Below are 16,399 nucleotides of genomic sequence, written 5' to 3' on the forward strand. Positions count from 1 at the left end.
ACCAGAGACCATCTCGCACCGCATAATAAAATTGATAAAATCCTGATGGAATCAGGCTCAAGACCGTCATCAGCATCAGACCGCCATTCAAGCCCCAGAAACTCCATTTCAATAAGCTATCCGACCAGGCGGCTTTCTTGAAAATATGCCTGACCGAAAACAGCATCAGGGCAATGGCCAGCAAGCCATAGACGCCGAACAATGCCGTATGCCCATGAATCGGTGTGGTGTTGATGCCTTGGATATAATAGAGCACAATCGGCGGATTGATCAGAAATCCGAACACCCCTGCGCCCAACATGTTCCAGAACGCCACCGAGATGAAGAAATAGATGGGCCATTTGTAAGCAAACGCCTGACCGCCTTCCCGAATGATTTTCAAATTGTGCACCGCCTCGAACGCCAGCAGAGTCAATGGCACCACTTCCAATGCCGAGAACACGGCACCCAGAGCAATCACGGGCGAGGGCGATCCTGACCAGTAGAGATGATGGAACGTGCCGATCACGCCGCTACCCAGGTAGAGAAAGATGCTGAAATAGACCGTGTTCAGAGCGAACTTTTTGCTCACCGCTCCGATGTGCCCGAGAATGAACGCCATGAACACCGTGGCAAACACTTCAAAGAAGCCTTCTACCCAGAGGTGGACGACCCACCAGCGCCAGTACTCGGCTTCAGAGAGGTGGCTGCCCTTGCCGTACATCAAGCCCGCCATATAAAACAGCGGAATGGTGACGGCGCTGTACAGCAGCATATGCGTGATGCCACCCCGATCGCTCTCCTTGCCCAGTGCAGGCCGAATCGCCCGAACCACCAGAAACAGCCAGATAATCATGCCCGCAATCAACAGCAACTGCCAGACCCGACCTAACTCGATGTACTCATATCCCTGATGCCCTAATAAAAAGTTATTGGCGTTCATCCTGCCCGTGACCGAGAGCCAGGTGCCCACCAGCGTTCCGCCCAAAACCACAGCGACCGCACCGAACAAAATCCACGTGAGCAAGCCCTGTTTCTTCGGCTCTTTGCCGATGAACGGACCGATGAACAGTCCCGCTGCCAGAAAACAGGTGGCGATCCAGAAAATGGCCAATTGCAGATGCCAGGTGCGGGCGATGGCATAAGGCAAGAACGACCCCAATGGAATGCCATAAAAGCGAGTGCCCTCCACCGTGAAATGGCCGATAATTGCCCCCAATCCGATCTGCGCAATCAGCAGCAGGCTGGCGACCAAAAAGTATGGGATCGTCGCCTTCTGGCTGGCGGTCGGATTTGGTTCTTTGAAATCCGTTAACAGCTTTGCCTCGTAATCCTGATCCCGCAGGTAGCGTAAATAAACGAACAGCACCACAGCGATGGCCAGGATCAGCAGGATCACGCTCAGGATCGACCAGATCAATGCATCGGGAACGGGCCGATTGCCGACCAATGGATCGTAGGGCCAGTTGGTGGTGTAGGTGTAATCTTTATCGGGCCGATTGGTCCCTGCTGCCCAGGCGAGCCAGGCGAAGAAGGCCGTGAGGATGCGCCCTTCCTCGGCCGTGCGCACGATGCCAGGCTGCAAGCCCATGCGTTCGTTGCCGTTCTGAAAGAGCTGGGTGTAATAATTGGTCAATGCTTTGAACGCATCGGCCTGGTTCTGGGTGAAAATCAGTGTTCCATCATTCGCATTATAGCGATTGGTCTTCACCTCCTGCTGCACCAGGGCGCTCAAGTTGGCTCGCGTCACCTGATCCAGCGCCTCGAAATCCTGCTGCGAAAATGCCTCCGCCTGCGCCACATCCAGATTGTGATACCTGGCCGCAATAAATAATCCCAGCCGATGCAGATAATCGGCTGACCAGTCTGGCGCCAGGTACGAGCCATGCCCCCAGATCGTCCCGATATGCTGCCCGCCCCGGCTGAAGTAGTAATTTTGTCCGTTGATAATGTCTTTGCCCGTGAACACCACCTCGCCCGTTTCCGTTTTGACAACTTCAGGAATGGGCGGCTTTTCTTTTTTGATCAAATAGCCACCAAAAATCAGTACACCAAAAGCGAGAACGAGTAAGAACAAAAGAATTGCACGTAGTTTAGGATTGGTCATTCAGTTTCCTCCCATGAAAGTTGAATTAAGTTTATGAATCGAACATAACCGTCATCAGCGAGATGACACTCACTTTGGTATTTTATCTAGCTACGATAATCTAATGATTTATTGGGCAAGAGTCATTGACAAAAGTCAATTGGGATGAACTTTGGATGTTTTATGATTCAAATTGGCTCATCAGATAATTCATTAACCAGAAACGATCTTTTTGGGTTAGTGGATTAACCAAAAAGCTGCTATCTCAGATGCCATCCATCCGCCAGTCGACGGAACGAACTTATGGCGGAGTTGACAGATAAAATCATTATCGCTTATGTCCAAAATGGCGGTAATCTTGAACGATCGGTTAAGCAATGACTTCAGGACAAAAAGGACGTCCGTACATTTAATGCTATAGAAAATTCTGTTTTGAATGACGCAGACACAGAGGGAACAAAAAAGGTACTCAAGAGCCCGATTTGCTGCACCTCGCAGGTAAAGCACATCTGACAAAATGATTTTGAAGAAAAGACATGTATCATCATTACCACCACACCCAAATCGGCTATCTGACGATTATCGTGTTTGCTGTCTTCTTCATTTTATTGGCGGGTGTTATGGCGATCCACGGCCTCAATTGGATTGGCTTTACCGTAATGATGTTAATGGTAATCGATCTAGTGCTCTTTGCCTCATTGACGGTAACAATTAACGCCGACGTGCTAAAGTTACATTTTGGCGCAGGCTTCGTCCGAAAGACTTTTTTATTGAAATATATTATCTTCTGTCAGGTGGTCAAAAATCCCTGGTACTATGGCTGGGGCATTCAGTGGACGCCGCATGGCTGGCTGAAGAGCTTTTCGGGCACTCATGCCGTGGAGAGCACGTTGAGAAATGCCAAGAAATATCGCGTCGGTACAGATGTTTTCAGCGAATTGAGTCAAGCAATTCGGCAAGCAATAAAGGGCGATAGAAAATGATCTTCATTGATTCGTCTGGCTTCATGATTCGTGCTTGATTTTTTAGGTGAGCAACATTTGCAACCAAATGATAGACTCAGATGTCGCCCAATCACCATCCTTTTAGTTGGACGACATCTGATGTCATTCTTACCTGCGAGTTGGTAGCTCAGTTTGAACTGGATTTCATCAATTCATTTTTACGTAGAATAAGACACTAATCAACTCAACAGCTTGATACGTAACCTCATCGCAGCATAATAATCTTCTTTATTGCTACAAAATTTTCTGCCTGCATCCGTACGAAATAGACACCGCTGGCTGCGATGGACTGGAGATAATCTTGGCCATTCCAGACGACGGTATGCGAGCCAGCTTCGATGCCACGGTTCATCAGAGTTATCACATCACGTCCCAGCAAATCATAAATTTTGATACTGACGTGAGATGATTTGGGAACGCCAAAAGGAATCGTTACTGAGGCATTAAATGGATTCGGATATGGCGCATGGAGGCGGAATTCTGTTGGTAATTCGGTCTGGTGTTCTATTCCCGTAGGACTCTGCTCGATAATCTTAATGAATTGATTCGGAGCAATATTGGTCAATTTCTGCACGGTACCGCTCGGCCATTGAACGATGATCGAATCCACCATGGTGGCATTGGCGAGCCCGAATTCCACATCAAGGCTGTTTTGCCCGCTAAATCCCCCGCTGGTTTGGGCTGATACCTGGTGCAATTGCCACATTGGCGCGCCATCGATAATCGCCCTTGCTTTTACTTTGGCACCAATACCAGCAACATTGTTTTTCGCGCCAACAAGCTTAATATTAATCCAGCGATTGCTATTACCCGTGTTTCGGTAAAGAAAACTCTGTTCATTGAAGTTCGCGACGAACAGATCCAGATCACCATCACTATCGATGTCCGCCCAGGCGGCACCCTGCGAGCTGCCTGTATTATGAGTAATTTTCTCTTGCGGGCTGCGCTCGAACAGGTCATTGCCGAGGTTACGGTACAGCCGATTTTTACCTTCAAAATCGCTTACAAATAAATCAAGATCGCCATCAAAATCAAAATCAATCCAACTGCTGCCAGTTGATTTACCAGTATCAGTGGCGATGGGGCCATCGATGATTTTGACGAAGCCACCCGCATCATTTTGGTAGAAGAAATTCTGGCCATCGTAATTCGTGATGAACAGATCGAAATCGCCGTCATTATCAAAATCGCCCCAACTGCAGCCGACTGAAGGGCCCACGTCAGTGGTAAATGGCGGCTGCTGGATGCGCAGCATCTTGCCATTGCCCTCGTTGCGATAGAGAATATTTTTTTCATTATAATTCGCCACAAACAAATCGAGATCACCGTCATTGTCATAATCCGCCCAAGCGGCCGCACGAGAATTTAGCGCTTCTTGAACGATCTCTCCCTGGGTTATTTTAGTCAATACGCCCTCGCCTTTGTTGTGATAAAGTAGATTTGGCCCACTCTCGGTAGCAACGAACAAGTCGACCAGTCCATCATTATCAAAGTCACCCCAACTTGCAGCGGTTGCCTTGACGCGATCTTTTAAAATATCCCCCTGTGTCACCTGCAAAAATTCCCCGTTGCCTCGATTCAAGTAAAGGGCACCAGGTACCTCTTCATTCGCCACGAACACATCCAGCCATCCGTCGTTGTTGACATCAGCCCAAGTGCTGGCAGTGGAACGCATATTCTCTCGTGTGAGCGAATGGTTGCTTGGGGCCGTAAATATACCATTGCCATTATTTAGAAATAGCTGATTTTGCCCGCTTCGTGTGGTCACCAATAAATCCTGATCCCCATCGTTGTCTATATCGGCCCAACTGGCCCCAGTGGCGAATTTCGTTTTGGTTACCAGGCTGGCTTCCTCGATCGCAAAATCGGTGGCATCCTGTTCCCGCAATAGCAGCCGTTGGTTTACTGGCAGATTGGTGAGCACCAGCCGCGGACTGGCTGGCCATTCCACCACCAAACTGTCGATGAACATCGCTGTCCCCAATCCGAATAATTGCTGGAAACTATTCTGGCTGCCTTTACCGCTCTGGGCTGTGATCTCACGGCTTTGCCAGATCGGGTCGAGCTTTTCGAACGATTTTGCTTTGACGCGAATTCGAGTACCAATTGCTGATTTGTTCGATTTTGTTCCAATACATTTTATCAGCAGCCAGGAACGGTCATTGCCATTGTTTCGGAACAAAGCTCCGTTTCCACTACTATTGGGAACGAACAAATCCATGTCGCCGTCATTGTCGATATCTGACCAGCTCGCGCCAAAATGAGAGCCAGGGGTCAGAGTAATTGGGCTGGGCTGGCTACGAAATAGCACATTGTCTGGATTCCCGTCGTACATTTGATTGAAGTTGGAATTTACAATAAGCAGGTTGAGAAAGCCATCGTTGTCTGCATCAGCCCAAACGCTGGAGCGAGAATCCGCTTCATCATTCGCTACATCGCCCTGAGTGATGCGAGTGAACACACCATTGCCGTCATTGCGATAAAGTTTGCTCTTCCCGCTTTTAACAACAAAAACGTCCAAATCGCCATCGTTGTCATAATCGCCCCAACTGCACCCCTTTGATGCAGTAGCCTCAGTGACCAACTCACCCGTGCTGATGGCGCTAAAACCGAAGTTGGGTGCGCCAAGATTGCGATATAGCACGTCGGAACGATCTTCATAGGTCACGAACAAGTCGAGATCACGATCGTTATCAAAATCCACCCAGGCGCAGCCGGTAGCAGAACCGAGCTGCGTAGCGATGGCTCCTATCGTGATTCGCTCGAACTGTCCACTCCCGATATTGCGATAGAAAAAATTCTGTGCATTACTACCCTGATTGGATACAAACAAATCGAGATCGCCGTCGTTGTCATAATCGCCCCAACTGCACGCGGTAGAATTGCCAATTTCAGTCGCGGGGGATCCAGTATTTATGCGAGTCAAGGCAAAATTTGGATAGCCACCATTCCGATAGAAAAAGTTAACACCGCCAAGATTAGTCACATAAAGATCAAGGTCGCCATCATTATCATAATCTCCCCAACTGCCAGCGGTGGACTTCCCGGCGTCACTCATCACAGGACCAGTAGAGACTCGAGCAAAACTGCCGTTACCGAGATTGCGATATAAGGCATTATTGCCGCCATCGTGAGCGAGAAATAGGTCATCCAATCCATCGTTATTATAGTCACCCCAGGCGCTGGCGGAAAAACCGTTGGCAGCTGCCAGATCCCCACCACTAGTCTTCACAAATAGGTTGTTTTCAGCTATCTCAAAGACAGTCACTTGCTGATTGGCAGCGATATTGATGAGCTTGGTGATACGCTGGCTGGGCCACTGTACGATCAGGGAATCGATAGTGGTGGCACTGCCCAGTCCGAAATGCGCTACCATGCTGTTTTGTCCCTTTCCAGTTTGCCCAGTGATTTCCCGAATCTGTCGGCGCAAGTTGCCCAGTCGGTAATGAACGTGCAGTCGGGCACCGATACCAGAGAAATTCGATATGACGCCGTGCAATTTCACTTCAAGCCAATTATTGCCGTTGCCCTTATTGCGAAACAGGATGTTATTCTCGGTCTCAGAAGTGCCGACCACACCATTAGCAATGAGCAAGTCGAGATCGCCATCGTTGTCATAATCTCCCCAGGCAGCGCCGTTGGTGAAATCATCGGTAGTGGTAACGGCGCTCAATTCAAAGCGAGAAAACGTGGAGAAACCGCTATTGATGTAAAGGAAATTGGGGCCTTCATTACCAACGAATAAATCCAAATCGCCATCGTTGTCGAAATCGCCCCAGGTGCAGGTTTTGGAATTGCCCGCATCCTGCCCAGGCAGAAGGTTTGTAATGCGCGCAAAAGTCTCGTTGCCATTGTTGCGATAAAGGAAATTCGGCCCGTCATTGGCGACAAACAGATCCAAATCCCCATCATTGTCATAATCACCCCAGGCAGCAGCATTGGAATTGCCTCCATCGGTCACGATGGTTCCAGTGGTCATGCGAACGAGATTGACGTTTGCGCCGCTCTTCACCACCTTGTACAGCAAATTATTCTGTCCGTAGTTGGCGACAAAGAGATCAGGGTACCCGTCGTTATTGAAATCCCCCCATGCTTGACCGCGCGAATCAAAATTGCCATCAATCAAATTTGTGGTTAGAACTCCAGGGATAATTTGCCCATAAAGCACATTCTTTCTGCCAGCAGCAAAGGCCGAACCACCAGTAGTTACAAATAGATCAAGTTGATGGTCACGGTTCCAATCGACCCACGACGTGCTGGTAACCTCAGTGGGATCGGGATTAGGAATGACCGTGCTGGTGGCATCCGTGAATGTGCCATTGCCGAGGTTGCGGAGTAGCTTGGTGAACACGCCCCCAACAAATAGATCAAGATCGTTGTCGCGATCAAAGTCGCCCCAGGTCGAAGCGAAGGATTGAAACGGAAAGCTGCCGATCGAGGTGGTAGAGACATCGGTGAAGCCACCGGCGCGATTATTACGATAAAGGCGCAATTGCCGTTCGGTGGGATGTTCGCTGGTAAGCGCCAGGTCGATATGATCATCGTTGTTAAAATCTCCCCAACTGGCTCCAGTGAAAGTGCCTTGATCGTTAGTGAACGGAGCGGTTGCAACGACCGAAAATTGAGAATCAATGAAAATTTTAAAAGCGGCATTGCTTTCATCCATGATATCCTGATTTTGGGGATTGATCACTCGCACCAGCGCTGAATCACTACCAATTGTGATTGTGGTTGGCACACGCCAGCGAAAGTTGCCAGTATTGGGCACGTTGTCGGAAATCCGACGCCAACTTCGGCCATTATCGAGCGAAAACTCCAACCGCACATTGTCGGGATTGGAAAAGCCATTGCCAACCCAACGAATTTCATAGGCTGCACCGACTGCATACTTCTCCCCTCCATTGGGTGAAGTTAGCGTTAGTGCCGAGAGCGGCAGATCGGCTCGAAACACTGAACGGCCATGAGTTGCGACATATAGAACTCTTTTGGTTTGATCCCATGCATAATCGAAATCCAGCGCTGGCACGACGGGCATCCCATCGGAGTCTCGTCGCCAAAAGATACCCCCATCGTTAGTTGAATACACGCCAAGATCATTGGCGACATACATGACGAGATTATTTGGAAAATGCGGATCAATGAAAAGATCACTGTGTGGCACGTTAGGCAGATTGCCAGAAATATTAACCCAGGTCTCTCCAAGATCTGGAGTTCGAAAGATTTTCTGGCCATCAAAAAAGCCCCCGATCACTGCGAACATGGTGCTGTCCTTGTGTGGATGTGTGACGACGCGAGTGACAAAACGATCTGGTAAACCAGCACTGCGATTGGTCCAATTAAACCCACCATCGGTGGAAACAAAGACTCGAGAGCTGGCTCCCAAAATCATGTGATGCGGATTGATGGCGCTTTGGGCCAGGGTTTGAATCACCGCCCCGGCAGTATCCACAGCCGAACCAGAAATTGCCACCCAATTGTCACCACGATTGGTCGTGCGATATACGCGGTTCGTGGCTGTATAAAGAATGGCGGGATTGGTGGCATGCATGAAAAACGGGGCAAGAAAGATCAGTTGGCGTTCATCTTCTGGAATGCCGTTAATGATGGGAAGTCCAAACAAATCCATTCCAATGAAATTGAAGCCATCTAGGCCATTAATGCTTTTAAGAAGCAAGACATTTTGGACGGAAGCATAAACGATATTTGGATTGGTCGGGTCGAAAAAGCACTCGAATCCATCACCAGTGCCAAGCATGTTCCAGCGTTGAACACTGCCAGCATTCACATTTCTTCGGGCAACAATCCCATTGTCTTGCGTGCCACCAATGACCATATCGACATTATTCGGATGTGCCGAAATGCGATAAAATTGCAATGTATTAATACCGGCATTCCGGTGTTCCCAAGTCACACCCTTATCGCGGCTGCGGTAGATGCCACCATCGCAGCCCACGTAGATAATCCTTGGATCCGAAGGCGAGTAGGCTATGGTATGATAATCGACGTGCATCGGGCTATCCCAAGCAGTAAGCATGGGCAACTGGCGTACCACCTCGAAGTCCTTTCCGTTAATGGTACGGTACAATTCGACATTGCCAACATAAACTTCGTCGCTATTTTGCGGATTTGCAGCAATGCAAAGATCATAGCCACCCTGATCGACTGCTCCAAGACCGTAATTCCCGCCCAATTCGCTGGCAATCTGCTGCCAGCTACTGCCATTATCGGTGGATTTGAATACACGGGTATTGCCACTGGGGCTGAATATCACAGCATACAAGATCGAAAGCGAGCCACCAGGTATGGAAAGATGAATCCGACCAATCGAGCTGCTGGCAGGTAAACCCTGGCTGCGCCGCGTCCAGGTTCGGCCGTTGTCGGTGGAGTGCCAAACGCCGCTCGAGTCATTATTAGCGCCACCAATGGCAGCGAACACCTGCCCAGCGCGATTCGGATGGGGAACAACATCGAAGGCATCATTCAGGCGGAGCGTTCTGGTCCATGTGACGCCAGCATTATTGCTAACCCAAATTCCTTCATTACCAGGATTTCTGAAAAAGCTATAACCGCTCGCTAACGCGGCATAAATAATATTTGAATTCACAGGATCAACCCGAAGAGCGGCGAAATGGGTCTGCAGTCCGAAAGCGTTGGTGGGCTCATTCCAGGTTTCGCCGCCATCAGTAGATTTAAATAAGCCCTTCCCATCATAAATCACATCGTTGAAACCAAAGCGCGCCTCGCCGGTACCGGCATAGACAATCAGTGGATTTTTTGGATCGATGGCGATAGCGCCGAAGGTGAGTGACTCGAGATTCTCGCCGAGCGCGGTCCAGTTCTCACCTCCATCGGTAGTTTTCCAGATGCCACCAGCCGCTGCACCCATGTAAACAATATCGGGGTTGGTGGGATGGATTGCCACCCCCCGGACACGACCGCTGGTCACCCCCCATCTGTCAGGCAGTGCATTGACTCCATGCGGTCCGACGGTTTGCCATCGCACCTTACTCATTTCTACGGCGCTTTTTTGTAGTCGCACTTCGCGAATCACTTTATCGCGCTCAGCCCAGTAAATATCTAATGGAATGTTTCCATCTGGTTCTTGGCGCTGTTGATTGAACCATTCCACCCGTTTATAAGCTTTGCGCTTTTTAGCATATTCGGGTACTTGTTGAAGCTTTTCGTTCTTTTGTGCTGAATTGTCCTTATTGACCATCGCTAATGCAAAAAGACCAAATAAGATCATAATAAATTTCTTCATAATACCCTCTTTGCTTATTAATAAGTAGATTTCTGTTTACCTTTTTTATGAGAGCCTTTATTCATGCTAAATATTATCTGGCTTATTCATGAATTTCATTTGATCAATTATGCAGCAAATTTTCGATGCCTTATTGATCTCTGAACTGAATGAATTTCATGAAAGCGTATTTTGAGTAGAGTTGGATACGATAGGCTAAAGAATCTTGGTTCGATTTACTTGGGTTATACAATACACCTATCGGCTAAGGCTCAAGAGGAGGGGAAATAGTTGGTGTTCTCTGATCTTCAGGTCGGTTGTTTCCCAAGAAAAGGCGTTTGCCCTGCCTAAAAATTGCCGATCTGCCCTTGATTGAATGGCAGGTATCGCGAGCAAGAATATTGTACAATCCAGTTTAACTTATTAAGCATGTTTTCTCGATTCATTCGAGCTCATTAAGTAAACGGCATCATCGAGCTCTTCATCTTTGTCTTACGTCAAAAATTAAACGGCGGCAACCCAGATGGATTGCCGCCGCGCGGAGGGAGTAAGGCTCTACCGAATGAACTTATATCCAATCAGAACCGCCCAGTTGTTCATGCCCATCGATTCGCCGCCTGATTTGCGGGAGACGATATGATAGGTGAACTCGGCGAAGATGCCTTTATCATTGATCACACCACCGCCCAGATTGAAGCCGATCGCTGGATCGATATCTGCGGTTTGCGATTCACCATTAGATTCGACTTTCGCATCGCCTATATAATAACCCAATCCAGCTCGAGCAAACGGCTTGAATTTACCCTGACCAAAGTAGTACTTGCCAAAAGCACCAATAATGGTCTGGCTAAATGTGGTAGTGACCTTAGTATTATAAAATTCAACTTCAAATTTGTAGCCAGTTAGCGCTAGATTCAGTTCAGCGCCCGCTTCCAAAGCAGGAGTTACTTTGTAGCCTACCTGTACGCCCAGCGGTATGGTGCCAGCAGCGCTCTCCTGATTTTCAAAAGCACTCATCCCATATCCTGTCAAAGCGGCCACCGTGAATTGCGATTGTCCAAAAGCAGTCACTGCCATGAGAAGACTACCGATAATCAGCGTCATTTTTACTTTCATCGTCTTTCCTTTCATAGATAGATAATTGATTGTTAGTGTGGATTAAATACTTTTTGATTACCAAATGTGAATATCCTTCCCTAAAAAAATGGTGTTCTGGGGTATTGAAGTTCAAAAGGCACATCCAGTTCCTCTATTCCTCTAACCCCTTAATCCCTTAATCCCTTAATCCCTTATTGCCTTATTCCTCTCTACTCTTTCACTTTCACCTCACCAGCCAAACCGAATCTGCGCAAACATTGAGCCTCGATCGATGAACGTATCGTGGGCATAAGCCGCATCAAGCTGGACATATTTAAAATCCAGCCCTAATCCTGCGGCCAGATGACGCTGTGCTAAACCACCACGCAGAGCTAAACGATATTGGGGAAGCCGATATTCAGTGCCAATTCGAAAGCGATCGACATAGTCATCGAATTTATCGTCCTGAGAGAAAATATCCACCAGATCGAATGAAATATCCCAATTGGGCTTGAGCGGGTGTAATATGCCGACATTCATTAGCAAGGGTGCTTTCAATTGGAAGGGCACATCGACATTCAACGGCTGATTTTCAATGGTCAAAAGCGTATCGCCGCTGGGATCAGGATAAAAATTGCCGAGCAGATCAAGCGATCCGACAGCAGGCTTGCCTGTACCGTCGTCCACATAGTATGCATTTACGGGTGTCACAAAATTAAATTTGACCGAAGAGGAGATCTCTTTTACGGGTAAGACATTTTGCAAGGAGACGCCGAACTCGGTTCCTGTTTTCTGATAGCGGTACAGTGCGCCGACATCGATGGTGAATCCAGTAGCGGATTTTTCGATGTCGGAGCGGGCCTCCTTGAGCACATCTTTGAAATTGTCGGCATCGATGCGCTTCGTAGAAAAACGGCGATTGATGACCTTCAGATTGGCACCAAGGTGCAGATTCTCATTAATCGCATAAGCTCTGCCAATGGCTCCGATGATATCCACATAACTCACTGCGAACGCCTGAGGTAAGGTGCTTTGAGAGATATTACCCGATTCATCGAATAACGATCCCACAATATTGGCCAGTTCCCGTAGCACATCGACAGTCAGATCCTCGCTATTTTCGGGAATCTTGAGCGCCAATAGCTTCCCAACCGTCTCTCCAGGTTCGACCTCGAAACCGACCTGGGCATTGCCGTACAGTGAAAATCCCCAATTGCCGATCTGTGCCTGGAAACTGGGGAGCATATTTAGACCATGCGTTTGAGGCGATTGGGTATCGCCGACAATATTGTCTAGTAATTGATTAGGGAACTCTAATGCCCGATTGATTTTTTGGATCGCCAGACGTTGTTGTTCTGCTGTTTGTGCCGAATAATATTCTTTAAACCCATCGGCCAGGAGTTTCAGAAAATCCCCTTGCTTGAATTCGGTGCGATTGTCTTTTAAAAACGTAGCTGCATCAAACGTGGCTTTGGGCAAGCTTGCCTGGATTGATAGTACGTCGAATGAGGTTCGTTGGCGGGAGAGCAACGCAGGATTATACATCATGGCGTTGAAAAACCTGCCATTGGCAATCTGGGTATTTCCCATGCCCATCGCTTTCACATCAAATCGATTGGGCGACTGAGGAAATTCGATGGGGTCAAGCTTTATGTCCAGAGGGGGGGCAGTTATCTGGTTATAGACAATGTAGCCGCCGCCTGACTGGGAAAGACTGGCGCCGTAACTTGAAAAGAAAATAATAATACAAAAAAGCAAGAGAACTTTATAATAAGCGGGATTTTTCATAGTATGCTCCTCATCATTCGATAATGAATTCAATAATTTTTTATTTTGATTAGTTAGTTCTTGTTGCAAAATTATCAAAACACGATAAATTGTCAAGCCTGCGCAGGCAGGCATCTTATTTTTGGTTGACTAAAGCCTCAGTTAAAAAAGAGATTCCTGCATTCGAATGAATGACATCATTTCTTTTGATTTCCATTTTTGCAACAGAAACTAATTAGATTTAAGAGTCTTTTGTCTTAAATAATATAAAAAAAAATCCTTGATGTTAATCAATCAACTCTGCAATGCTCTTTTCCGATAGCATTTCATAGATCTCCTCACGGATGCGTGACCACTTATGGTGCAGATCACAGGGGTGGTGTTCATCGCATCCAGGCATACCAAGAATACACATATTACAAAAACTCAGGCCATCAATGGCATCAACAATCTCCAGGGGAGTAATTTGATCAGCGGGTTTGGCCAGGCTCACTCCACCTTTCGGACCTTTGTATGAAATCAAGATTCCTTGTTGGGTTAATTTCTGTAAAATTTTGACCAGGAAATGAAAAGAGATATTGTTCTTTTCAGCAATTTCTTTAATCGAAACATAAGAATCGCTCTGCTGTCTTGCCAGGTACAGCACCGCTTGCATGGCATATTGACAAGCGTGAGAAAATAGCATATTCAAATTTCACTTTGAATGATATTTCAGACATTACTGTCTTAATTATACTCATTATTTTTTTGAATGTCAAGGAAAAAATTGATTTCATGAAAATTTTTTCCCAAAATGTCCTTTACCATGCTGGTCATGCAGCCATGGTTAGGCGGAAGGATTCAAAAATATCCAAGATAGGATAATGATTTTCTTAGCCTGGGGAAGGCATCGTTAAGTCGAAGAATCTTATCTTTTGTGCGCTGAGAACCTGAGTCGAGTTGGCATCACTTTTTATTTTCAAAATATGTTTTATATTGCTTTTTTCTGAGCAAATGATTATCATAAAGCAGCTAATCAATCTTACAGAACCAAAAATAAGTCATCAATGAGGCAGCAAGAACAGTATGCTTTTATAACTTTTTAGGGAGAAAACATGCCCCATTATTATCACCATACCCAAATCGGGTACCTGACGATTTTCATGTTTGCTGTCTTCTTCACTTTCATGGCATCTTTGATGGCGATCTATGGCTTCAATTGGGTCGGACTGGCCGTAATAATTTTCATGGTCCTTATTCTGGTGCTCTTTGTCACATTAACGGTTAGAATTAATGCTGATAAGATGGAGATTCATTTCGGGCCAGGCATCATTCGAAAGAAATTCCATTTAAAAGAAATTGAATCTTGCCGGGTCGTGAAAAATCCCTGGTATTACGGCTGGGGCATTCGGCGGACGCCGCATGGCTGGCTGTATAATGTGTCGGGTTTTCATGCGGTGGAAATTACCCTAAACAATGGAAAGAAATATCGGATTGGTACCGATGTTCCCAATGAGCTTGAACAAGCCATCCGACAAACGCTTGAGAAAAGATGAAGAACTTCAATTCCCATCAATCTTTCTCGCTGGAAAGCTTTGCTCGCAAAGGCAGCAATTACTATCAGCAAATGGTCGATGCCAATGGTCAGCCATATTTCAACATTTTCTGGACCGATCCTGCCGAAGCGGCTCACGATTGGCCCGATTTTGCCGATGTGACAGCCCGACAACTGCAGGCTGTTATCATGCTCAGACGGATGACGGGCATGGAGTTACCCATCGAAAAAATCTGGCTTAATAATTTGCTGGCGCTCATCGATCCAGCATCGGGATTGATTCAACGTCCTAACACTCATTATGCCCACGGCGATAACGGCGATTCTTTCCTTGGTGATCAGGCTCTGACTCTGTACGCTCTGGCGACGGCTTATCTGGATAATCCTGATGAAAAACTGAGACTGATTATTCTAAAATTGATCGCTGGGATAGATCGTTATATCAAAACAACCCGAAAGGAAAAAGATATTTTGATGTTTGGCTTTCTCGTCAAGAGCCTGATAGTCTCCGCTCGATATTTGCACTCAGAACAGGCATTGGCGTTATCCGCTTGGATCGTTCGCAAAATATTTGATGAAGACCTTCTTTTCACCCCAGATAACCAGTTTCATCGGGGTAGCCATGTGCACAGCATGTTGCGAACATTGGTCGGCGTGGCGGATTATGCGGTTTATGCTGGTGATCCGATCATCTTTAGCCGGGCAAATTCGCTATATCAATCGTTTAAAAAGCTGAGCACCCGCTTTGGCTTCATTCCCGAAGTGGTTCATCGCCAGGGAGACCTGGTCGCCTGTGAGACCTGTGCGCTGATGGATTACGTCGGGTTGGCCGTGACGCTCGCCAATCATGGTCATAATGAATATTGGGGCGATGTGGAGCGGATCGTGCGCAATCATTTGATTGAAAGCCAGGTCACAGATGCCTCGTGGTTGCGTTCAGATAATTCTCGGGAAGATACCGAGCAATTCACCTGGCGGGACATTGACAAACGCATGATCGGCGGCTATGCGGGTTGGAGCTCGCCGACTCACCTCCTCGCTTACGAAGAAACGCTCACTTGGTGGGGTGGCGCTGAGCTGAAAAACAAGATTCGTGCCTTTCAAAATTGTTGCGCCGGTTCTGGTACTCATGCCCTGTTTATCGCGTGGAAAAATATCGCTCGCTTCGAAGATGATACGCTTTCTATTCATCTCCATCTCGATAAGCTTTTGCCTCAAGCCGAGATCCGCTGTTATCAGCCATTCCAGGGATTCTTGACCATTCATCTAAAACAATCTTGTTACCTTCAGGTGCGAATTCCAGATTTTGTCTCTCCACAGCAATTAACAATCGAATCCGATCATCAAGCAATAGAACCAATGGTCTGGAGAAATTTTGTGAGATTGGGCTATCGAGAGGCTGGAGAAATGATTAAAATTTCCTATCCCCTTCCCATTCGCACCGAGACAGAAATGATTGGCAACCCTGGTTTTCGACAGTATCCATATCAAGTGACCTGGAAGGGAGATACAGTCCTAAGAATTGAGCCGCTAGGAAAAAATTATGATACCGGCTATTCCGAAGTTGAAGGAAAAGAAGTTCGCTGCTATTATGGTGAACAAGGACCAGGTCGCTTATATCAGCGAGACGATTGGCTACAAGACAAGCCCGTAACCCTGACTAAGCTATTTCTTGATGATGTAACTTTGGATATCTGGAAAATAAAATAGAA

Annotated in this window: 8 protein-coding genes; 3 read left to right on the plus strand and 5 right to left on the minus strand. The window is 47.1% G+C overall.

Annotated elements, in window-relative coordinates:
* Positions 1-2,086, minus strand: a 2,086-nt coding sequence (locus ONB37_08885; protein ID MDZ7400262.1) for a nitric-oxide reductase large subunit, incomplete at its 3' end; no start/stop codon positions are given.
* A gap of 515 nt (positions 2,087-2,601) precedes the next feature.
* Here ONB37_08885 and ONB37_08890 point away from each other — a divergent pair.
* Positions 2,602-3,048 (plus strand): hypothetical protein, encoded by a 447-nt coding sequence (locus ONB37_08890; protein MDZ7400263.1) that lies wholly within the window; start codon positions 2,602-2,604, stop codon positions 3,046-3,048.
* A 226-nt stretch (positions 3,049-3,274) separates the two neighbouring features.
* On the opposite strand, the gene ONB37_08895 is transcribed toward ONB37_08890, so the two are convergent.
* From ONB37_08895 to ONB37_08910, 4 genes are all read right to left on the minus strand, one after another.
* Complete coding sequence (locus ONB37_08895) at positions 3,275-10,330, minus strand: FG-GAP-like repeat-containing protein (GenBank protein MDZ7400264.1); 7,056 nt, start codon at positions 10,328-10,330, stop codon at positions 3,275-3,277.
* 534 nt (positions 10,331-10,864) lie between these two features.
* On the minus strand, positions 10,865-11,425 hold the full coding sequence (locus ONB37_08900; protein MDZ7400265.1) for a porin family protein: 561 nt from the start codon (positions 11,423-11,425) through the stop codon (positions 10,865-10,867).
* Between the two features lie 210 nt (positions 11,426-11,635).
* The gene (gene traF / locus ONB37_08905) at positions 11,636-13,174 is read right to left on the minus strand and encodes a conjugal transfer protein TraF (protein MDZ7400266.1); all 1,539 of its coding nucleotides are present in this window, start codon (positions 13,172-13,174) and stop codon (positions 11,636-11,638) included.
* Between the two features lie 265 nt (positions 13,175-13,439).
* Positions 13,440-13,838 carry an Rrf2 family transcriptional regulator gene (locus ONB37_08910; GenBank protein MDZ7400267.1) on the minus strand — a complete coding sequence of 133 codons (399 nt, stop codon included), beginning with the start codon at positions 13,836-13,838 and terminating at the stop codon, positions 13,440-13,442.
* Positions 13,839-14,247: 409 nt separating this feature from the next.
* Between ONB37_08910 and ONB37_08915 the strand changes: the two genes are divergently transcribed.
* Both ONB37_08915 and ONB37_08920 read left to right on the plus strand, forming a co-directional pair.
* Positions 14,248-14,688 carry a hypothetical protein gene (locus ONB37_08915; protein ID MDZ7400268.1) on the plus strand — a complete coding sequence of 147 codons (441 nt, stop codon included), beginning with the start codon at positions 14,248-14,250 and terminating at the stop codon, positions 14,686-14,688.
* Positions 14,685-16,397: a hypothetical protein gene (locus tag ONB37_08920; protein ID MDZ7400269.1), complete on the plus strand. Its 1,713-nt coding sequence runs from the start codon at positions 14,685-14,687 to the stop codon at positions 16,395-16,397. Before ONB37_08915 ends, ONB37_08920 begins: the two co-directional genes overlap by 4 nt.
* Positions 16,398-16,399 lie beyond the last annotated feature (2 nt).

It is taken from the genome of candidate division KSB1 bacterium, assembly GCA_034506395.1.
Taxonomy (GTDB): domain Bacteria; phylum Zhuqueibacterota; class Zhuqueibacteria; order Thermofontimicrobiales; family Thermofontimicrobiaceae; genus Thermofontimicrobium.

Bases quoted from the DNA above. Each gene is read 5' to 3' on its own strand.
- ONB37_08915 (MDZ7400268.1), top strand. From the start codon at position 14,248: ATGCCCCATTATTATCACCATACCCAAATCGGGTACCTGACGATTTTC.
- ONB37_08900 (MDZ7400265.1), bottom strand. From the start codon at position 11,425: ATGAAAGTAAAAATGACGCTGATTATCGGTAGTCTTCTCATGGCAGTG.
- ONB37_08890 (MDZ7400263.1), top strand. From the start codon at position 2,602: ATGTATCATCATTACCACCACACCCAAATCGGCTATCTGACGATTATC.
- ONB37_08920 (MDZ7400269.1), top strand. From the start codon at position 14,685: ATGAAGAACTTCAATTCCCATCAATCTTTCTCGCTGGAAAGCTTTGCT.
- ONB37_08895 (MDZ7400264.1), bottom strand. From the start codon at position 10,330: ATGAAGAAATTTATTATGATCTTATTTGGTCTTTTTGCATTAGCGATG.
- ONB37_08910 (MDZ7400267.1), bottom strand. From the start codon at position 13,838: ATGCTATTTTCTCACGCTTGTCAATATGCCATGCAAGCGGTGCTGTAC.
- traF (MDZ7400266.1), bottom strand. From the start codon at position 13,174: ATGAAAAATCCCGCTTATTATAAAGTTCTCTTGCTTTTTTGTATTATT.